General features: G+C 70.3%; 19 protein-coding genes. 8 read left to right on the top strand and 11 right to left on the bottom strand.

Annotated elements, in window-relative coordinates; genetic code table 11:
• Positions 1 to 58: 58 nt before the first annotated feature.
• Both KIK09_RS08555 and KIK09_RS08550 read right to left on the bottom strand, forming a co-directional pair.
• Positions 59 to 751 carry an ABC transporter ATP-binding protein gene (locus KIK09_RS08555; RefSeq protein WP_214318182.1) on the bottom strand — a complete coding sequence of 231 codons (693 nt, stop codon included), beginning with the start codon at positions 749 to 751 and terminating at the stop codon, positions 59 to 61.
• Positions 748 to 1,800: an ABC transporter permease gene (locus KIK09_RS08550; RefSeq protein ID WP_214318181.1), complete on the bottom strand. Its 1,053-nt coding sequence runs from the start codon at positions 1,798 to 1,800 to the stop codon at positions 748 to 750. The genes KIK09_RS08555 and KIK09_RS08550 overlap by 4 nt, the downstream gene beginning before the upstream one ends.
• A gap of 172 nt (positions 1,801 to 1,972) precedes the next feature.
• Between KIK09_RS08550 and KIK09_RS57495 the strand changes: the two genes are divergently transcribed.
• Both KIK09_RS57495 and KIK09_RS08540 read left to right on the top strand, forming a co-directional pair.
• Positions 1,973 to 3,154, top strand: a complete 1,182-nt coding sequence (locus KIK09_RS57495; protein ID WP_250572864.1) for a sensor histidine kinase — start codon at positions 1,973 to 1,975, stop codon at positions 3,152 to 3,154.
• Positions 3,151 to 3,774, top strand: a complete 624-nt coding sequence (locus tag KIK09_RS08540) for a response regulator (RefSeq protein ID WP_214318180.1) — start codon at positions 3,151 to 3,153, stop codon at positions 3,772 to 3,774. Before KIK09_RS57495 ends, KIK09_RS08540 begins: the two co-directional genes overlap by 4 nt.
• A gap of 110 nt (positions 3,775 to 3,884) precedes the next feature.
• Here the strand turns inward: KIK09_RS08540 and KIK09_RS08535 are convergent, their stop codons facing one another.
• From KIK09_RS08535 to KIK09_RS08525, 3 genes are all read right to left on the bottom strand, one after another.
• Complete coding sequence (locus KIK09_RS08535) at positions 3,885 to 4,487, bottom strand: isochorismatase family protein (protein WP_214318179.1); 603 nt, start codon at positions 4,485 to 4,487, stop codon at positions 3,885 to 3,887.
• A gap of 66 nt (positions 4,488 to 4,553) precedes the next feature.
• Positions 4,554 to 5,534, bottom strand: a complete 981-nt coding sequence (locus KIK09_RS08530; RefSeq protein ID WP_214318178.1) for a GlxA family transcriptional regulator — start codon at positions 5,532 to 5,534, stop codon at positions 4,554 to 4,556.
• 80 nt (positions 5,535 to 5,614) lie between these two features.
• On the bottom strand, positions 5,615 to 6,985 hold the full coding sequence (locus KIK09_RS08525) for an MFS transporter (protein ID WP_214318177.1): 1,371 nt from the start codon (positions 6,983 to 6,985) through the stop codon (positions 5,615 to 5,617).
• Positions 6,986 to 7,074: 89 nt separating this feature from the next.
• Between KIK09_RS08525 and KIK09_RS08520 the strand changes: the two genes are divergently transcribed.
• A complete protein-coding gene (locus KIK09_RS08520; protein ID WP_214318176.1) occupies positions 7,075 to 8,025 on the top strand; it encodes an RNA polymerase subunit sigma-70 in 951 nt (316 codons plus the stop codon).
• On the opposite strand, the gene KIK09_RS08515 is transcribed toward KIK09_RS08520, so the two are convergent.
• Positions 8,026 to 8,601, bottom strand: a complete 576-nt coding sequence (locus KIK09_RS08515) for a dihydrofolate reductase family protein (RefSeq protein WP_214318175.1) — start codon at positions 8,599 to 8,601, stop codon at positions 8,026 to 8,028.
• Between the two features lie 129 nt (positions 8,602 to 8,730).
• Between KIK09_RS08515 and KIK09_RS08510 the strand changes: the two genes are divergently transcribed.
• Positions 8,731 to 9,726 (top strand): sigma-70 family RNA polymerase sigma factor, encoded by a 996-nt coding sequence (locus KIK09_RS08510; protein ID WP_214318174.1) that lies wholly within the window; start codon positions 8,731 to 8,733, stop codon positions 9,724 to 9,726.
• Here the strand turns inward: KIK09_RS08510 and KIK09_RS08505 are convergent.
• Complete coding sequence (locus tag KIK09_RS08505) at positions 9,704 to 9,895, bottom strand: hypothetical protein (protein WP_214318173.1); 192 nt, start codon at positions 9,893 to 9,895, stop codon at positions 9,704 to 9,706. The two genes, KIK09_RS08510 and KIK09_RS08505, sit on opposite strands and share 23 nt — an antisense overlap.
• A 202-nt stretch (positions 9,896 to 10,097) precedes the next feature.
• Between KIK09_RS08505 and KIK09_RS08500 the strand changes: the two genes are divergently transcribed.
• The 4 genes from KIK09_RS08500 (at position 10,098) to KIK09_RS08485 (ending at position 14,247) form a co-directional block, all read left to right on the top strand.
• Entirely contained in the window at positions 10,098 to 10,775 is a 678-nt protein-coding gene (locus KIK09_RS08500) for a vWA domain-containing protein (RefSeq protein ID WP_214318172.1), read from the top strand.
• A complete protein-coding gene (locus KIK09_RS08495) occupies positions 10,775 to 11,635 on the top strand; it encodes a protein phosphatase 2C domain-containing protein (protein WP_214318171.1) in 861 nt (286 codons plus the stop codon). Before KIK09_RS08500 ends, KIK09_RS08495 begins: the two co-directional genes overlap by 1 nt.
• The gene (locus tag KIK09_RS08490; protein WP_214318170.1) at positions 11,632 to 13,350 is read left to right on the top strand and encodes a protein kinase family protein; all 1,719 of its coding nucleotides are present in this window, start codon (positions 11,632 to 11,634) and stop codon (positions 13,348 to 13,350) included. Before KIK09_RS08495 ends, KIK09_RS08490 begins: the two co-directional genes overlap by 4 nt.
• 78 nt (positions 13,351 to 13,428) lie before the next feature.
• A complete protein-coding gene (locus KIK09_RS08485) occupies positions 13,429 to 14,247 on the top strand; it encodes a class I SAM-dependent methyltransferase (RefSeq protein ID WP_214318169.1) in 819 nt (272 codons plus the stop codon).
• 5 nt (positions 14,248 to 14,252) lie between these two features.
• Here KIK09_RS08485 and KIK09_RS08480 read toward each other — a convergent pair whose 3' ends face one another.
• From KIK09_RS08480 to KIK09_RS08465, 4 genes are all read right to left on the bottom strand, one after another.
• Entirely contained in the window at positions 14,253 to 15,446 is a 1,194-nt protein-coding gene (locus KIK09_RS08480) for a cytochrome P450 (RefSeq protein ID WP_214318168.1), read from the bottom strand.
• A 23-nt stretch (positions 15,447 to 15,469) separates the two neighbouring features.
• On the bottom strand, positions 15,470 to 15,880 hold the full coding sequence (locus KIK09_RS08475) for a GbsR/MarR family transcriptional regulator (protein WP_214318167.1): 411 nt from the start codon (positions 15,878 to 15,880) through the stop codon (positions 15,470 to 15,472).
• A 101-nt stretch (positions 15,881 to 15,981) separates the two neighbouring features.
• Positions 15,982 to 16,716 (bottom strand): alpha/beta fold hydrolase, encoded by a 735-nt coding sequence (locus KIK09_RS08470; protein ID WP_214318166.1) that lies wholly within the window; start codon positions 16,714 to 16,716, stop codon positions 15,982 to 15,984.
• Between the two features lie 79 nt (positions 16,717 to 16,795).
• On the bottom strand, positions 16,796 to 18,715 hold the full coding sequence (locus KIK09_RS08465; RefSeq protein WP_214318165.1) for a potassium transporter Kup: 1,920 nt from the start codon (positions 18,713 to 18,715) through the stop codon (positions 16,796 to 16,798).
• Positions 18,716 to 18,757: the final 42 nt, after the last annotated feature.

The following is an 18,757-nucleotide window of genomic DNA, read 5'->3' as shown; positions in this document are numbered from 1 at the left end:
GTGCCTGCCACGACAGGCTCACAGCGGACAGCGATGTTCGCGAAACGGACACGCGACGTCAAGGCACCAGGCCCGCCACAGTGTCCTGGCTGAGCCTCCCATCGGTCATGGTCAGTACGGTGTCCACCATCGAGAGCGTGGCCAGGTCGTGCGTGACCATCACCGTGGCCAGGTCGTTGCGCCGGGTCAGCTCGGCCAGGAGCGAGACGATCCGCTCACCGCGCTCATGGTCCAGCGCGCTGGTGGGCTCGTCGACGAGCAGGACCTCCGGCCCGTTCATCAGCGCCCTGGCGATGTTGACGCGCTGCCGCTCGCCACCCGACAGCTGGTGGGGGCGCTTGTGCTCCTTGCCCCTGAGGTCGACCGCGTCGAACAGCTCCTGAGCTCGCAGGGCCGCCGCCCGAGGCGAGGCGCCCGTCAGGTGCGCCATGACCAGCAGCTGGTCGAGCGCGGTGAGGGAGGGCAGGAGGTTGGGCTGCTGGAAGACGATCCCGATGTGGTCGCGCCGGACGCGCGTTCTGGCGGCCCCACTCAGGCCGGTCACGTCGCGGCCCGCCACGCGCACGGTGCCCGAGGACGGTGTGACGAGCGTGGCGGCCACGGCCAGCAGGCTCGACTTGCCCGAGCCCGAGGGCCCCACCACTGCGGTGAACCTGCCCGCCTCCACGGTCAGGTCGACCCGGTCGAGCGCGGTCAGCGTGCGATCTCCGTCGGGGTAGGTCAGGACGATGTCGGTGAGTGCGAGGGTCATCGGGAGGCTCCCAGTGCGATCAGCGGGTCGACGGAGGTGATCTTGCGGATGGCCAGCACGGCCCCGGCCGCTCCCAGCACGATCATCACCGCGACCGGGGCCACGGTGGTGCCGGCGGACAGCACGAACGGGACGGTGCCCTCTGCCAGCGAACCGAGCCCGGCTCCCAGCGCGCCGCCGAGCCCGGCCCCGACGAGCAGCACGATGACGGCCTGGGCGAGCGCGTCCCGCAGCAGGTATCCGGTGCTCGCGCCGAGCGCCTTGAGCACCGCCACGTCGCCGCGCCGCTGGATGGTCCAGACCGTGAAGAACGCCCCGATGACCAGCGCGGAGATCGCGAACAGGAAGCCGCGCATCAGCTGGAGCGATCCGTTCTCCGACGAGAACGAGCCGATGGCGGCGGGCGCGTCGGCGAGCGCGACCGTCGTGGTGCCCAGCCGCGCGTCCGCGGCGGAGAGGTCGGGATCGCCGGTGGTGCGCAGGGCCAGCACGGTGGCGATCGCGTCCTGCTGGTTCATCCGCTGCCAGTCCTCGATGCCGATCCACGCGACCGGCGTGTGGCTGTAGGAGGCGCTCGGGCCGGTCGCGGAGACGGTGAAGGTGCGCCCGAGGATGGTGACCGTGTCGCCGGCGGAAAGGTCGCTGTCCTCGGCCAGCCCCGCGGACAGGACGACCTTGCCGGTCTCGACCTGCCGCGGCGCGAGCTTCCCGCCGGGCTCGACGCCGAAGACGGCGGCGGCGACGCCGTTGTCGCCGCGGGAGAGGCGTCCCATCGAGACGCCGAGGCGCTCGGCCGCGACTCCCGGCACGTTGCGCCACTCCTGCCAGGTCCGGTCGGTGATCCGGCTGTCGGCGAAGGACGGCTTGGCGCCGCTGTCGAAGGTGATGCGGTCGGCGGGCAGGTTCTCCACCGCCGAGATGTTCTCCCTGGCCAGGCCCGCGGTCAGGCCGGACAGCATGGTCACGAGCAGGGTGATGAGGAAGACTACGGCGCCCATCAGCGCGAATCTTCCCTTGGCGAAGCGCAGATCTCTGAGCGCCACGAACACGGCGCATTCCCCCGTTGTGTCTGGGTCGATAGTGACGAGGTCCAGATTGAGGGGTGGCGCCCCGAGCGCACATCGTGAGGAAGGCCCGTACCCGCTCGCTCAATCGGTCGGCCCGGAATACACCTTTTGAACGATGCTGCCAGTGCGGGCGGTCGCCTACGCTGGGTGAGAAATGATGGACTTTCCGTTCCCGCCCGCTCTCCTGCTGCTGCGATGGGTCGTCCACGGCACGTTCGCCATCCTGCTCGCCGTGGCGATGATCGGCGTCGCCCAGCACGGCCAATGGCCGCTGATGGCAGGAGGAGCGCTCCTCGGCCTGCTGTACGCCGCGGGGATCGTGATCGAGGGCCGGCTTCCGCACTTCGGCGGGCGGATCCATCTGCTGCTCGGCCGGATCTGGCTGGGCGCCGTCACGCTCGGATGGGCGGCGCTCGCCTTGGCCGCGCCGCAGTACATCTGGCTGGCCTTCCCCCTGTTCTTCGCCTACCTGCACCTGTTGCCGCTGGTGGCGGCACTGCCGGGCGTGGTGCTCCTCACGGCCGCGGCCGTGCTGGCCATCGCCTGGCAGGAAGGAGGCCTGACCGCCTCCCGGGTGATCGGTCCCGTCATCGGCGCGGGCGTGGCCACGCTGATGGCCCTGGTCTACAAGGCGCTGTACGCCGAGAGCGAGCAACGCCGCCTGCTGATCGAGGATCTGGTCCGCACCCGGGGCAAGCTCGTGGAAGCCGAAGCGGACACCGCCCGGCTGGCCGAACGGGAGCGGCTGGCCAGGGAGATCCACGACACCCTCGCGCAGGGCATGTCGAGCATCATCCTGCTGCTGCGAGCCGCCCGCCGGGACCTGGCGGAACAGCCCGAGGAGGCGGACAGGCGCATCGCCGAGGCGGAACGCGCCGCGCAGGACAACCTGGAGGAGGCGCGCAACTTCGTCCGTGCGCTCGCCCCGCCCGCCCTGCAAGGCTCCTCGCTGACCGCCGCGCTGCGCCGGATCAGCGAGTCGGCCGTCGCCGGCACGGACACGAGGGTGCGGTTCGAGGTGTCGGGGACGCCGGTGCCGTTGCCCTCCGACTACGACCTGGCGCTGCTGCGCATCGCGCAGGGCGCGCTGGGGAACGTCAGCCGGCACTCCGCCGCCCTGCACGCCCGGGTGACCCTGACCTACCTGGAGGACATGATCGTGCTGGACGTCTACGACGACGGGCGCGGCTTCGACCCCCGAACGTCGGGGTACGGCCTGCGTGCGATGCGTGACCGCGCGGCGTCGCTGGGCGGCGCGCTGACCGTGGAGAGCACCCCCGGCGAGGGCACCGCGGTCGCCGCCACGCTGCCCCTGCCCGCGGAGGCGACGAGATGATCCGCATCGTGCTCGTGGACGACCATCCCGTAGTGCGGTCGGGGATCCGCGCCATGATCAGCGGTCAACCCGACTTCGAACTGGTCGGGGAGGCCGGCACCGGGGAAGAGGGCCTCGAGCTTGCCGGGCGGCTCATGCCCGAGGTGGTGCTGATGGACCTGCAGCTCGGCCCCGGCATGCACGGCAGCGAGGCGACCAGGCAGATCGTCGCCCTGGGCGGGCCGCACGTGCTGGTGCTGACCACGTTCGACACCGACGCCGACATCGTGGCCGCGATCGAGGCGGGCGCGACCGGATACCTGCTCAAGGACGCGCCGTCGGAGGACGTGCACGCCGCCATCCGCTCGGCCGCGGCCGGGAGCAGCGTCCTGGCGCCCAGCGTGGCCTCGCGGCTGCTGGGCAGGGTCAGGACGCCGGAGGCCACGCTGAGTCCCCGCGAGCTGGAGGTGCTCGGCCACGTGGCCGCGGGCCTGTCCAACCGGCAGATCAGCAAGCAGCTGTTCCTCAGCGAGACCACGATCAAGACCCACCTGGTGCACATCTACGCCAAGCTCGGCGTCGACTCCCGCACGGCCGCGGTCGCCGCCGCCACGAAGCGGGGCCTCATCCGCCCGTCCTGACCCTCGTCCCCGCCGCGGCGACCTCGGCCGTAAAGCTTGACGCGCGCGGCCGGCCGTACAGCTTGACGCGCGCGCCATGCGGCCGGCCGTACAGGGCCTGATCTTCGGAGCTACGCGGTGAGGTCGTCCACGGTGGGGGCGATGGTGCCGAACAGGTCGCCGATGGTGGTCAGGGCGGCGGTCTGGAGGGAGGCGGCGGGCAGGACGGTGCCGTCGGGCGCGGCCAGCGGCCGGGTCGCGGTGGCCTCGGCGACGACGGTGGGACGGTAGCCGAGATTGAAGGCGCCCTGGGCGGTGAAGGCGACGCACATGTGGGTCATGAAGCCGGCCAGCACGAGTTCCTTGCCCGCACCCAGCTCGCACAGGGTCTTCTCCAGTTCGGTGTCGTGGAAGGCGTCGGGGAACTGCTTGACCACGACGGGTTCACCGTCGGCGGGGGCGACCTCGGCGCTGATGGCGCCGATCTCGGCGCGGATGTCGTAGGGGGTGTTCTCGCCGCCGTCGTTGACGATGTGGATGACCGGGGTGCCGGCGGCGCGCGCGGCCGCCAGGAGTCGGGCCCCGGCCGCGAGGGCCTGCTCGGCGCCTTCCAGTGCCATGACGCCTGTGCGGTAGGTGTTCTGGAAGTCGATCATGACGAGGGTGGCGTCGGCGAGCCGGGGCAGCTCGCTGTCCAGGCCGATCACGTCACGCAGGCTCGTGGAAGCGGTCATAGCTGTGCTCCTTTTCAGGCAGGGTGAACGGCGGGTACGGCGCGGCCGTACCCGATGGAAGGGTGGTCAGCTGGTGCGGAACCGGCGGCGGTAGGCCGCCGGGGTGGTGCCGATCTGCTTGCGCAGCGCCCGGTGGAGGGTTTCCACCGAGCCGAGTCCGCAGGCGGTGGCCACCTGGTCGAGGGGCCGGTCGGTGCTCTCAAGCAGGCGGCGGGCCGCCTCGACCCGGGCGGCCTCGACGTAGGCGGCGGGGGTGGTGCCGGTCTCCTGGCGGAAGACCCGGGCGAAGTGGCGTTCGCTCAGGCACATCCGGGTTGCCAGGGCCTCCGCGGACAGGTCGCCGTCCAGGTGATCGGCGATGAACATCCGCAGTTCGTCGATGTCCCTGCGCGAGGCGGGGGGCTGGCTCAACGGGACGGAGAACTGGCTCTGGCCGCCCTGACGCTTGAGGTACATGACCAGCTGCCTGGCCACCGCCAGGGCGACCTCCTCGCCCAGGTCCTCGGCGACCAGCGCCAGCGCGAGATCCATGCAGGCGCTGATCCCGGCTCCGGTCCATACGTTGCCGCACCGTACGAAGATCGGATCGGGATCCACCGTCACCGCCGGGTGGGCGGCCGCCAGTTGCGCGGCGGTCGACCAGTGGGTGGTGGCCGTCTTGCCGTCCAGCAGGCCCGCCTCCGCCAGCAGGTGCGCGCCCACGCACACCGAGGCGACCCGGCGTGCCAGCGGCGCGGCCTCCTTCAGCCACGCCACGACGTCCCGGTCGATCCTGGCGACCGGCCCGGCGGGGTGCAGGTCCACCGCGCCGGGCACCAGCAACGTGTCCAGCACGCCGTCGACCTCGGCGAACGACAGATCCGTGACCAGCCGGACGCCGGCCGACGTGGTGACCACGCCGGACGTTCGCCCCGCCAGTTGCACCTGGTAGCCCGCCCGCCCGCCGGTCTCCCGGTTGGCCAGCGCGAACACCTCGGCCGGACCGGTGACATCGAGCAGGTCGACATCGGGGAAGACCGCGATGACGACCCGGCGGACTGTGGACATGCCCTCATCGTCACATCAGCCGCCGAATGGCCGCAATGACGCCCTTCTGTCACATCCAGCCACGCCCTGGCCGCACTCGCCTATCGGCGGCTGACGCTGAGCTCTTCGCGGACGGGACGTCGGCCGGCGAGGAACACCCCGGCGAGCAGCGAAGCGCCTGCGAGGACGGCGCTCAAGGTGAGGGCGAGGGTGAATCCGTCGGTGAACTGCCGCGGCGTGGCGAAGCCGCCCCCGGCGGAGAAGGCGGCCACCAGTACGGCGACCCCGAACGCGCCCCCGAGCTGGCGAAGCGTGCTGTAGGCGCCGGACGCCTTGCCCATGTCGGCCGGTGTGACGGCGCCGAGCACCGCGCTCTGCGTCGCGGGGATCGCCGCCGCCACGCCCGTGCCCGACAGCACCAGCGGGATGATCATCCGCCAGTACTCCAGGTCCGGCGCCGCGACGGCGGCGATCCACAGCATGGACGCTCCGTGCAGCGCCATCCCGGCCACGAGAAAGGGACGCTCGCCGTACCGGGAGATCAGAACGCCCGCCACCCGCGGGACCAGGATCGTCATCGCGCCCCACGGCACCAGCTGCAGCCCCGCCACCAGCGGCCGGGAACCCAGGCCGAGCTGCAGGAACTGCGCCATGTAGTAGAGCGATCCGAAGGTGGACGCCCACAGCAGGAAGATCGCCGCGTTCCCGGCGGAGAACGCGCGGGAACGGAACAGGCGCATCGGCAGCATCGGCTCGGCCCGGCGCAGCTCCACCGCCACGAAGGCCGCGGCCAGCGCCCCGCCCGCGACCAGCGGTACGGCTGCCGCCCTGACCAGCCCGAACACCAGGGCGAACGCGGCGCCGGTGCCCAGCAACAGCCCGGGCAGGTCGATCCTGGCTCGCGGGCCGTGGCTCTCGGGAATGAGCCGCGCGATCGCCGGGATCATGACCGCGACGATCGGTACGTTCAGCCAGAAGATCCACCGCCAGGAGAGCCCGTCCACGACCGCACCGCCCAGCAGCGGGCCGACCGGGACCGACGCGCCCACCACCGCGGTGAAGGCGCCCAGCGCCTTGGCTCGCCCGGCTGGCGGGACGGCCGCCCCGAGCAGCGCCAGTGTCAGCGGCATCACCGCGGCCGCGCCCGCCCCCTGGACGGCGCGCGCCGCGATCAGCCAGTCCGCGTCCGGCGCGAGCGCGCACCCCACCGAGGCGGCGCCGAAGACCGCCAGCCCCGCGGCGAACACCCGCCTGCGCCCGAACCGGTCTCCCAACGCGGCGGCCGTCAGCATGAGGACCGCGAAGCTCAAGGTGTAGGCGTTGACCAACCATTCCAGCTGCTCGCCCGAGGCGCCCAGCCCGGCCCTGATGGAGGTCAGGGCGGTGGACACCACGGTCGCGTCCAACCCGACCAGGAGGGCCGCGACGGCCGTCAGCCAGAGAACCCATCGTGATGTGCTTGTTCGGCTCATGTCAGGCTGAGACACCACCCGATCGGCAATCGGACCGGTCCGTCCTGGCCCCGCGCGGTGTCACAACGGGGGAAGGAAAGGAGCCACCCGTGTTCGACGATGTCCAGCCCCGCGTCGACGAGGCGTTCGCCGAGCTCATCGAGCCCTACCGGCGTGAGCTGCACCTGCACTGCTACCGGATCGTCGGCTCCCTCGCCGACGCCGACGATCTGGTGCAGGAGACCATGCTCGCGGCCTGGCGCGGCCGGGAGAGCTTCGAGGGCCGCGCCTCGCTGCGCAGCTGGCTGTATCGGATCGCGACCAACCGGAGCCTGAACGCCTTGCGAGACAAAGCCCGCCGCCCCCTGCAGGGGGCCAACCAGCTCCCCGAGCCCACGCGGCTGGCCGAGGCCCTCTGGCTCGAGCCGTACCCCGACAGCCTTCTGGACGACGTGCTGCCCGAGGCCCGCTACGAGACGCGCGAGACCGTCGGCCTGGCCTTCACCACGCTGATCCAGCGCCTCCCGCCCCGCCAGCGGGCCGCCGTCGTGCTCTGCGACGTGCTCGGCTTCCGCCTCAATGAGGCCGCGCTGATGCTGGACAGCACGCCGATCGCGGTGAAGAGCCTGCTGCAGCGCGCCCGTACGACGCTCGAAGCCGGCTGGGACGAGGTCGCCGCGCCGCCGTCGCCGCGCGAGCGCGAGCTGGCAGGCTTGTTCGCCACCGCCCTGGAGACCGGCGACACCGACGGCGTCCTGTCCCTGCTGACCGACGACGCCTGGCTCACCATGCCGCCCGAGCCCTACCAGTACCAGGGCCCGATCGCGATCGGCGAGTTCCTGCGCTACAGAGCGATGCGCCGGGGCGCCGTGCTGCGTGTCGTGCCCACGCGTGCGAACGGGCAGCCGGCGTTCGGCTGCTACGTGCCGGGCCAGAACGCCGCGATCGCCCGGCCGTACGGGCTGATGGTGCTCACCACCAGCCCGGAGGGGATCTCGGCGATCACCTGGTTCCGGGACCCGAGCATGTTCCCCTACTTCGGCCTGCCCCGATCCCTGTGATCAGTCTCGGACGGGCTGGTAGACGAGGTGGACCAGCCCGTCACCGATCATGCGGGTGTCGACGAGGCGCATGGGCTTGCTGCCGCTGGTCTCGCCGAACAGGCGCCCGCCGGCCCCGAGCACGACCGGGTACACGGTCAGCCGCAGCTCGTCGGCGAGGTCCTGCTCCATCAGCGTGTGCACGAGCTGAGCGCTGCCGTAGACGACGACGTCGCCGTCCAGCTCCTGCCTCAGCTTCGACACCTCGTCCACCACGTCGCCCTTGAGCACCGTCGAGTTGCTCCACCTGGGCTCCTGGAGGGTCGAAGACACGACGTACTTGGGCATGCTGTTCAACCTGTCCGCCCACTCGCCACTGCGTGCGAGCCACCGCGAGGCGAACCACTCGTCGGTGCGGCGGCCGTGCAGCAGCGCCTCGGCGCCCAGTGCCTCGTCGAGCTCGAGCTTCGTCCACGCCTCGCGGTCCTTGTCCGTGATGTGGAGGAACCAGCTGCCGCGTCCGAAGCCCTCCTCGCCGGTCGGGTCCTCGACGACTCCGTCGAGCGAGACGTTCTGACTGATGATGATCTTTCCCATCTTGGTTCTCCCTGGTCGGCGTTGTCGGCTACCACTGAGGTAGACACCGCGACGCCGGGAAAGAGGCGCCCGCCGACCGCCCCCTTCGCCCCTCGGCCGGTGTCTGTACCCGATGGAGGTGACGCGACGGTGATTGCCGGAGATCTGATGGACCGGGCTCGGGCGGGGGACGGGGACGCGTTCCGGGAGCTGACCGAGCCGCACCGCCGGGAGCTGCAGGTGCACTGCTACCGGATGCTCGGATCCTTGCAGGACGCCGAGGACGCCCTGCAGGACACGCTGCTGGCGGCCTGGCAGGGCTTCGGAGGGTTCGAAGGGCGCGCCTCGCTGCGTACCTGGCTCTACCGGATCGCCACCAACCGGTGCCTCAACGCGCGCAGGTCGGCCGGCCGGCGCCAGGCCAAGGAGTGGGACGTGCCCCATGTCGAACCACCCGAACCGACCCGGCTCGGCGAGGTCGTCTGGCTCGAGCCGTTTCCCGACGCACTGCTCGAGAGCGTCGTCGGCCCGGAGGCCCGGTACGAGCAGACCGAGGCCATCTCCCTGGCCTTCGTGACCGCGCTGCAGGTCCTGCCGCCCCGCCAGGTCGCCGTGCTCATCCTGCGCGACGTCCTCGGATTCCACGCCGGCGAGGTGGCCGACATGCTGGACTCGAGCGTCGAGTCGGTCAAGAGCGCACTCAAACGGGCGCGCGCCGGCCTGCCCAGGACCGGCGATCGCGAACCGCCGCCCGCCTCCGGCTCGCCCTCCGAGGACGCGATCGTGGCGAAGTTCGTCCGCGCGTGGGAGTCCGCCGACCTGGATGCGCTGGTGGCCCTGCTCACCGACGACGTCTTCATGTCGATGCCGCCGATGCCCTTCGAATACGAGGGCCGGGACGTCGTGGCCCGCTTCTGCGCGGCCATCTTCGGTGCGGGCCGGAGGTTCGACCTGGTGCCGACGCGGGCCAACGGCCAACCGGCGTTCGGCGCCTACCTGCGCGCCCCCAGCGGCATCCGCCACGGGACCGGCCTCTACGTCCTCACTCTCGCCGGCGACAGGATCTGCGCCATGACCCGCTTCGAGAACACCGTGCTCCCGTCCTTCGGCCTACCGCGATCGCTCAGTCCTTCCGGAACCCGGTGATCTCCCGGTCGCCGAGCCGTATCGACACATCGGCGTCGCGGAGTGCCCACCAGCGGGCACCCACGGCGCTGAGGACGGGCGCTATCCCCGCGACCAAGAGGATGACGGTGGTCAGCCGGGAGCCCAGGTACTCGGTGAGCAGCTTGGACTGGGGACTCGCCTTGCCCATGAAGCCGAGCCCGGCGATCGCACCCCCTCGGCCCTTTCTAAGCCTTCGCTGCCGGGATCGAAGCGCAGGACATGCGCACCCCTTCTTGCGGCTTTTGTCCCGTCAGTATCTCAACAAGATCATGCGTCTATTGTCTTTGATCTCCAATATCCGGACGCTAGTGTCTCCCTGAGAGGGCGAGTCGAAGGGGGCGGTACGCGCCATGGCCGAGACGAGGGGCGTGCTCCTGCCCGCCTACGTGGTGGCGGACGAGTCGGCATCGATGGGCCCGTACCACCAGGACCTGTCCGGCGGGCTCGCATCGCTCTGCAACGGATTACGTGCGGAGCCGATGATCGCGGCGAAGGTACGGCTGGCCATCCTCGGGTTCTCCGACGACGTGCGGGTGCGACAGGGGATGAGCGACATGCGGACGGTCGACAGGCTGCCGCAACTCGAGGTGCGCGGAGCGACGAACTACGGCGCGGCCTTCGGCGACCTGTTGCAGCGCATCCCCTACGACGTGCAGATGATGAAGAACGACGGCTACAAGGTGCACCGTCCTGTGGTGTTCTTCCTGAGCGACGGCCAGCCGACAGACGGTCAGCACTGGCGCGGCCCGCACGGGACGCTCGTCGACAGGAACGCGCTGCCGGTCGCGCCCAACATCATCGCCTGCGGGGTCGGGTCGGCGCGCGCCGACACGATGCTGGAGGTGGCCACCCGCCAGGAGTTCGCGTTCGTCGCGCTGCCCAGCGCCGACATCGGCACGGCGATCGCGGAGTTCTTCCACGCGCTGACGGCGAGCCTGGTCGCGTCCGGCAGGGCCATGGCCGACGGCAACCCGACGCTGGTCGTGAACCGCCCGGACCAGTTCCGCCTGGCCGTTGACGTGGTCTGATGCAGCGCGTCTGGGAGCGGGTCGTCGTCGACATCCCCGGACCGGTGTTCGAGCCGACGCCCCCGCGTGTGGTGGGCGGCACGTGCCCCGATGTCGAATGTGACGGGTGGTCCACCGCGCAGGTGACCCTTCGGTCGGCCTCCGTGCGAGGAGAGCGGCACCGCTATTACGGCCAGCCCCGGCAGGACGCGACCTGCGCTGTGGCCCACGAGGCGACGGGCACCGTGGTGTTCGCCGTGGCCGACGGGCTGTCCAGCGCCGCCGCCTCGGCGGTCGGAGCGGCCGAGGCCTGCCGGGCGGCGGTGTGGGCCATCCACGCACAGCTCGACGGGGGACACCCCGGCAACGATTTCCCCGCGGTCGTCTCGTTCGCGGCCGACATGCTGCACCGGCAGGCGGCGGCGCTGTCGCACCAGCAGGACCCTGACCAGCTTGTCGCCACCACCCTCGTCGCGGGTACGGCACGGCCGAGCTCGGAAGGCCTCGAGGTCTCCTTGTTCCGGGTCGGCGACTCGAGCGCCTGGGTGCTCGACCCGGCCCGGCCCCGATTCCACCCCGTTTTCAACGGGAAGACCGACGGCGACGTGGTCGCCACCTCGGTCACCGCCCTCCCCACGGTTCCGCGGACGCTGGAGCAGTGGTTCGGGAAGCTGACACCCGGACAGGTCCTGCTGGTGGGGACCGACGGGTTCGGCGACCCGCTCGGCGACGGCGACGGCCAGGTCGGCGCGCTGTTCGCGGAGAACCTGGTCGCGCCGCCGTCCCCGCTGTGGCTCGGCCACCTGCTCGACTTCTCCCGGGAGACCTTCGACGACGACCGGACCCTGCTGGCCCTGTGGCCACGGAGCGAGGCCCGATGAGCCGGACGGACCGCGCCACGCTCACCCTCGGGCAGCGTCTCGGCCAGGGCGGCCAGGGGACGGTCCACGAGGTGCTCAACCGCAAGATCAACGGCCAGTGGGACGTCGCCTTCAAGGAGTACGACCCCGGGGTCCTGCCCAACCTCGACGTCGCCGCCCTCACCGCGATGACGGATCTGATCGGCCGGCTCCCCGGGTGGGACGCGGCCTGGTTGTGCGACAAGACGGCCTGGCCCGCCGAGCTCGTGGAGGCGGAGGGCTCCGTCACCGGGTTCCTGATGAGGTCCGTGCCCCAGCGGTACGCCTTCGACCTGCGGACCCTGTCGGGCACCGTACGGAAACTGGCGACGATGGAGTTCCTGCTCAACGACGACGCCTACGTCAGCCAGATCGGCCTGCAGGTCAGCGACCGGGACCGCCTGCTGGTGCTGGCCGACCTCGCCGACACGCTCACCCGCCTGCACGCCATGGACATCGTCGTCGGCGACCTCTCACCCAAGAACCTCCTGTTCACCACGGGGGCGTCGCCGGAGTGCTTCCTCATCGACTGCGACGCGATGCGGCTGGGCGGGGTCGAGGCCCTGCCCCAGGTGGAGACGCCCGACTGGCAGATCCCCGCCGACGAGCAGAAGGGCACGCCGCAGAGCGACGCCTACAAGTTCGCGCTGCTGGCCGTCCGCGTCTTCGCCCGCGACCAGTCCTCCACCGATCCCGTACGGCTGGCCGCCCTCAGCCCCGCCCTGGCCGACCTCGCGGCGGCGGGGCTCCATCAGCCTCCGTCCGACCGGCCCGCTCCCGAGCAGTGGGCCACCCAGTTGAGGCAGGCGGCGCTCTCGGCCTCCACCGTGCCCACCCTCGCACCGCCACCGCCTCCACCCCTTCCCCCGTTACCGCCACAGGCCGGGAGCGGCCTGACCCAGCCGGCGAAGATCGGGCTCGGTGTCGTGGCGGGAGTGCTCGGTCTGGTGCTCGCCCTGGTGGTCGTGACGTCATTGACGTCCCTGCTCAGGGGCTCGGGCGGGAGCAGCTCGGCCGAGGAGTCCAGCTCGCCGTACTCCTCCAGTGAGACCTCCGACACCTACACCCCTGAGCCGACGCCTTCGGACACACCTTCGGAGACGCCTACGGAGACGTACTCCGAGACACCTTCCGAGGATCCGTTCGACCCCGCGGACCTGGACGACAAGTCCACCGACTCGACCCCGATCACCGCGTCGGCCCTGCTCCCTGAGTCCTTCACGAGCGCCAAGGGGGTGCGCTACAACCTCAAGGCGAGCGGGGTGGACGACTGCCCGGATTCCTACCACGACAGCAACGTCAAATCCGCCCTCCGCAAGGCGAACTGCACCGACATGATCACGGGCGCCTACGTCAATCCGAGCGCGTCGAAGAACCAGCGGATCATGGTGGCCGTGTGGGTCGTCCCGCTCAAGAACGACGGCAGGGCCGACACCGCGTACTCAAGGCTCAAGAACGCCTATGCGGATGACTGGGGCATCGTGTGTCCCCGCAGAGGGCCGGGCGCGGGCCTGTGCGACGGCAGCTGGAGCTGGGCCCAGACTTACGGCTGGACCGGGTACACCCACCGCTATCTGATGCACACCATGGCCATCTACACCAACCGCACCAGGGTCGCCAGCGCGAGAGTATGGCTCAAAGACGCCTCCAAGGCGGCCTACAACGCCGTCGGCCCCATGGTCTTCCACGGAAACTGACAGCGCCCCCTCACTCCGCTGCAAGACCAGGAATGATTACTCTGTGTTGTAGATCTACAACGGAGGGTTCTCGTTTCGATGAGTGATGAGGTACGACCAGCTTCGGTCAAGCTCACCAGCGACTGGATGGCCGTCATCCGCGCCCGCGAGGACGCCCAGCCTGACGCCTACCTGCACGACCCCTGCGCCGCCGCCTTCGTGACCCCGGCGTCCGAGGCGGCGCTCGACGCCATCCAGGCCGCCGGGCTTCCCTCCCCGATCGTGCCGATCAGGGGCAGGCTCGGCGACATCACACTGATGGAATCCGGGCTGAAGCAGGTCGTCTGCCTGGGAGCGGGCACCGACGCGCGCCCGTACCGGCTGCCCGTACCGCCCGACCTTGCGTACTTCGAGCTGGACCTTCCGGGCCAGCTGGACGGCAAGTCCGAGTTGCTGAGGGCAGCCGGTTTCGAGGCGCGGTGCGAGTTGCGGGTGGTGGAGGCCGACCTGCGTGCCGGCTGGACCGAGGCCCTGCTGGCGGCCGGATACTCCCCGGCCGAGCCGGCCCACTGGATCGCCGAGGGCCTGTTCTACTACCTCACCCCGGCGGAGGGCACCGCCCTGCTGTCGGCGATCAGCGAGCTGTCCGCGCCGGGCTCATGGCTGACCTTCGACGGCCCGGACACCCGCTTCCTCACCGATCCGGCGAAGTCCGGCTTCCACCACCAGATGCGCGAAAGGGGCGCGCCGTTCGTCGGCTCCTTCACCGACCCGGTGCGGCAACTGGCCGGGCACGGCTGGTCCGCCCAGGCCGTCGTGCATCGCGAACTGGCCACGTGCGCCTGGCTGCCCAAGCCACCGGCTCGCCTGCTGAGTCCCGGCCTCGACCTCTGGCTGGCCCGCGCCCACCGCCGCTGACGCTTTTACAGGAGTGGAAGGCGGCGCACCCCGGTCAGCGTCGGGGTGGGGATGAACAGCACAGGGTCGTTCGGATCGGTGCGCAGAGGGTCGAACCGGTCGAGCAGGATGTTCAGCGCGACCCGCCCCTCCAGCCGGGCCAGGGGAGCGCCCAGGCAGAAGTGGATGCCGCGGCCGAACGCGAGATGCGGGTTCGGGTCGCGATCGGGATCGAACACCTCAGGATCCGCGAACTGCCGGGGATCCCGGTTGGCCGCCGCGAGCCAGCACGTGACCATCTGATCGGCCGGAATCGTCACGCCGCCGAGCTCGACCTCGCGCATGGTGGAGCGGCCGAGGACGGCGAACGGGGTGAGGAACCGGAGTGACTCCTCGATGACGGCCGGGATCGCGGCGCGGTCGGCGCGTACCCTGTCCTGCTGGTCGGGGAAGGCGTCCAGGCACAACACCGTGTTGCCGAGCAGCATCGTCGTGGTGATGTGCCCGGCCAGCAGGAGCACGATCGCGAAGTTGACCACCTGCTCGTCGGGCAGGTGGTCGCCGTCCACCTCGGCCTCGACCAGCCTGGAGAGCAGGTCGGCGCGCGGCTGCCGGCGGCGTTCTGCGGCGTGGCCGGCGAGATAGGCGCTCATTTCCCGCCACGGCTTCATCGTGGCGTCGAGGGCGGCGTCCCTTTCTTCGGCGGACTGTTCCATCGAGACCTTGGCGTCACGCTGGAACAGCGCGTCCGCCCACTGCTTGAACAGGGCGCGATCACTGCTGGGCACCCCGAGCAGCTCGGCGATGACGATGACCGGCAGCGGATAGGCCAGATCGCTCACCAGCTCGAACCGCTCGCGCTCGCGCGCCGCGTCGAGCAGTTCGTGGGTGATCGCGGCGATCCGCGGTTCGAGGTCCGCGACGACCTTGCGGGTGAACGCGCTGCTGACCAGCTTGCGCAGCTTGCCGTGCTCCGGCGGGTCGATCTGGGTGATGAAGCCCTCGAGTGAGAACCCCTCCGGCACCATGCCCTTGGGGACCACGCGCATCGTGTCGGAGGAGAAGGTCGCGGGGTCGCCGAGGACCTCCTGCAGCTCCTGGTAACCGTAGACGTTCCACAGCCTGGCCTGTGCGTCGAACTCGACGGGAGGGCCCGATCGAGGCCCGTGCAGCCAGAAGTTCTGCTTGGGGATGTCGTACCGCTCGACGATGTCTGCCATCGCCTCTCCTTGGTCGAGGATCGCTACTTCTTCCGGTATTCCTCCCAGCGCTGGAACATCCCGTCGGCGTCCGACAGGACGAAGGCGAAGAACTCGCGGGTGTCCTCCACCCGGGCACGCCGCTCGGGCGGGTCCTCGGCGAGGATCGACAGCCCGAAGTCCAGCGTGTCCAGGCTCATCCGCACGCCGGCGAGCTGGACCTGCATGACGTGTGCCCACCCGCCGCCGGTCATCCGGTAGCGGTGCTCGCGGGCGGCAGTGGGCACGCGCTCGATCATCCCGCCCACTTCCAGTTGTCTGGCGACCGTACTGACCGCGGTCTTGCTCACGCCGAGCTCTCCTGCCAGGTCGGTGAGCGAGCGGTCGGGCGGGTCGCAGATCATGAGCCACGCGTACAGGCGGCCCATCGTGCGCGTCCCGCCCAGACGCTCCATGACCAGCCCCATCCGATCGACGAACTCACTCTCCGCAGGTTCCACTGGCGCCAACTCCGCGATTGTCGTCAAGTACGTACTTTATGAACTGTACATCGCTGTCAGCGATCCGTCAGGAACGCCAGCGCGTCAGTGGCGAACCTCTTGTCGGTGAACGTGCCGCTGTGGCTGCGGCCCGGGTAGACGATCAGCTGTGCGCCGGGGATGCCGGCCGCCGTCTGCCTGGCCAGGTCCAGCGGGTAGACGACGTCCTTCTCGCCGTGGACGAGCAGGGTGGCCGCCTTGATGTCCGCCAGTCGCCCGCGCAGGTCGAAGCCGTCTTCGGCGTTGAGTACGGTGGCCGCGTCCGTGTGGTCCCTGGCGCCGTCCGACAGCCACAGCAGTCCGGACATCAGGCGTTGCCCGACTGGCGAGGTGGTGACGACCTCGGCCAGTGCCGGGCTGGGACGCCTGCCCTGTCGCGCCCTGTCGATGTACGCCCGCTGGGCCCGCTTGCCGATCGGGCCGAGGGTGGCCGCCGTGCCGCCGAGCACCAGCCGGTCCACCAGGTCGGGATGGTCGGCGGCGAGTTGGAGGGCGATCGACCCGCCCGTGGAGATGCCGAGGACGTGGGCGGGCCCCTCGATCGCCTCGGCGTAGAGGGCGGCCAGCTCGGCCATGGTGGTGGTCGGTGGCAGACCCGGTGGGCGGTTGAGCAGGTGAACGGTGAAGCGCTCGGTGAACGGCTTGATCAGCCGCATGGTGGACCAGAGGGCGAGCCCCTTCGGGCTGGCGGCCTCGGGGGTGTAGAGCAGCACGATCAGAGGAGGTCCGTCACCGATCGTCAGATTCAGCATGACTGGCCGCCTATATCCCTATGAACAAACTGGTCATTTGTTCATAGCATAGCGCGCGTCGGATCGGGCGGGGCGGCGTCTACACGTCGATCTGTGACCCTATGATCACCGTGCTGTCGCGTGGCAGGCCGAAGTACTCGGCGGCATCCGCGGTGATGTAGGACGTGGCGATGAACAGCCGTTTGCGCCAAGGCGCCATGGTCGGCGCCGGTCCGCGCAGCAGCTCGATCTTGGACAGGAAGTAGGACGCCTGGTCGAGCCGCAGGTGTCCTTCGGCCATCGCCGGGTCGAGCGCCCTCAGCGCCGCGGGCACGTCAGGTGTCTCCATGTAGCCGAACCGCGCGCTGACGTGGGCGATCCCGTCGTCGGAGTAGCCGAGGTCGTCCACGACGATCCGATCCGCCGCCGGTACGCGGGGCACCGGCTCGGTGTCGATGGACATGATCACGACCTGCTCGTGCCGGACGTGGTTGAACTCGACGTTGGCCCGCAGTGCCAGCGGCGCGGTCGCCTTGCCGCGGTTGAGGAAGACGGCCGTGCCCGGCACGGTTGTCACCGGCGGCTCGCCGCCGCGGAGCCGGTCGACGAACTGGCGCAGCGGCCCCTCGCGCCGTTCGCGCTCGGCGGTGACGATCTCGCGGCCTCGTTGCCAGGTGGTCATGACGGTGAACGCGGTGAGCCCGATCAGCAGGGGGAGCCAGGCGCCGTGGATCAGCTTGGTCAGATTGGCCGCGAGGAACAGCAGATCCACCGTCAGGAGCACGGTCGCCCCGATGCCGATCAGCCACAGCGGCGTGTTCCACTTCCACCGGGCGACGACGAAGAACAGCAAGGTCGTGATCGTGATCGTCCCGGTCACCGCCATGCCGAACGCGAAGGCCAGCGCCGCCGAACTGCGGAAGGCGAAGACCAGGGTGAGCACCGAGACCATCAGGAGCCAGTTGATCCACGGAACGTAGATCTGGCCCATCCTCGACTCCGAGGTGTACGCGATCCGCAGCCGGGGCAGGTAGCCGAGCTGGGCGGCCTGCGACGCGACGGAGTACGCACCGGTGATCACCGCCTGGGAGGCGATCACCGTCGCCGCCGTGGCGAGCAGGACCATCGCCAGCCTTCCCCACCCGGGAACGAGCAGGAAGAACGGGCTGCTGGAGTTGGCCGGATCGTCGAGGATCAGCGCCCCCTGGCCGAGGTAGCTGAGCACACACGCGGGGAACACCAGGAACAACCAGGCCCGGGTGATCGCCGGACGGCCGAAGTGCCCCATGTCGGCGTACAACGCCTCGGCCCCGGTGACCGCGAGCACGATCGCGGCCAGCGCGAAGAACGCCGTACCGAAGTGGTGGATGAGGAAGTTCAGCGCGTAGGTCGGCGACAACGCCTGAAGGATCTCCGGATGCGTGGCGATGCCGGCCACCCCGCACGCGCCGATGGCCAGGAACCAGCCGATCATCACCGGCCCGAAGATCCGGCCGACCGCCGCGGTACCCCTGCGCTGCACCATGAACAGCACCACGATGATCACCGCGGTGATCGGGACGATCAGATCTTCCAGCGGCGGCTGCACGACCTTGAGCCCCTCGACCGCGGACAGCACCGAGATCGCCGGAGTGATCATGCTGTCCCCGAAGAACAGCGCGGCGCCGAAGATGCCCAGCGCCGCCAGCACGGCGGTCGCCCGCCGTCCCCGCTGCCCGCCCAACCGCCGCAGCAAGGTGATCAGCGCCATGATGCCGCCCTCACCGTCGTTGTCGGCGCGCATCGCCAGCAGGACGTAGGTGACCGTGACGATGATCATCACCGACCAGAACACCAGCGACACCACCCCGAACACGTTCTCCGTGCTGATCGGGACGGGATGGGGGTCGGCCGGGTTGAACACCGTCTGCATGGTGTAGATCGGGCTGGTCCCGATGTCGCCGAACACCACACCTAGCGCCCCGACCATCAACGCGAGACGCGCCGTCCCTGGCGCACCGTCCTGCCGGCGACCGGCCACGGCGATCCTCCTCTTCGGGGCCTATCCCGTCGGACGATACCG

This window comes from Nonomuraea sediminis, from assembly GCF_018531495.1.
Lineage (GTDB): Bacteria > Actinomycetota > Actinomycetes > Streptosporangiales > Streptosporangiaceae > Nonomuraea > Nonomuraea sediminis.
The sequence above is the reverse complement of the archived record's forward strand: the minus strand, read 5'-3'. Positions and strand labels throughout refer to the sequence as shown.

Coding starts and splice junctions, on each gene's coding strand:
- KIK09_RS08525 (WP_214318177.1), bottom strand. CDS start 6,985: ATGAGCCGAACAAGCACATCACGATGGGTTCTCTGGCTGACGGCCGTC.
- KIK09_RS08530 (WP_214318178.1), bottom strand. CDS start 5,534: ATGTCCACAGTCCGCCGGGTCGTCATCGCGGTCTTCCCCGATGTCGAC.
- KIK09_RS08505 (WP_214318173.1), bottom strand. CDS start 9,895: ATGGGCAAGGCGAGTCCCCAGTCCAAGCTGCTCACCGAGTACCTGGGC.
- KIK09_RS08490 (WP_214318170.1), top strand. CDS start 11,632: ATGAGCCGGACGGACCGCGCCACGCTCACCCTCGGGCAGCGTCTCGGC.
- KIK09_RS08480 (WP_214318168.1), bottom strand. CDS start 15,446: ATGGCAGACATCGTCGAGCGGTACGACATCCCCAAGCAGAACTTCTGG.
- KIK09_RS08470 (WP_214318166.1), bottom strand. CDS start 16,716: ATGCTGAATCTGACGATCGGTGACGGACCTCCTCTGATCGTGCTGCTC.
- KIK09_RS08515 (WP_214318175.1), bottom strand. CDS start 8,601: ATGGGAAAGATCATCATCAGTCAGAACGTCTCGCTCGACGGAGTCGTC.
- KIK09_RS08495 (WP_214318171.1), top strand. CDS start 10,775: ATGCAGCGCGTCTGGGAGCGGGTCGTCGTCGACATCCCCGGACCGGTG.
- KIK09_RS08500 (WP_214318172.1), top strand. CDS start 10,098: ATGGCCGAGACGAGGGGCGTGCTCCTGCCCGCCTACGTGGTGGCGGAC.
- KIK09_RS08485 (WP_214318169.1), top strand. CDS start 13,429: ATGAGTGATGAGGTACGACCAGCTTCGGTCAAGCTCACCAGCGACTGG.
- KIK09_RS08475 (WP_214318167.1), bottom strand. CDS start 15,880: ATGGAGCGTCTGGGCGGGACGCGCACGATGGGCCGCCTGTACGCGTGG.
- KIK09_RS08535 (WP_214318179.1), bottom strand. CDS start 4,487: ATGACCGCTTCCACGAGCCTGCGTGACGTGATCGGCCTGGACAGCGAG.
- KIK09_RS08540 (WP_214318180.1), top strand. CDS start 3,151: ATGATCCGCATCGTGCTCGTGGACGACCATCCCGTAGTGCGGTCGGGG.
- KIK09_RS08555 (WP_214318182.1), bottom strand. CDS start 751: ATGACCCTCGCACTCACCGACATCGTCCTGACCTACCCCGACGGAGAT.
- KIK09_RS57495 (WP_250572864.1), top strand. CDS start 1,973: ATGATGGACTTTCCGTTCCCGCCCGCTCTCCTGCTGCTGCGATGGGTC.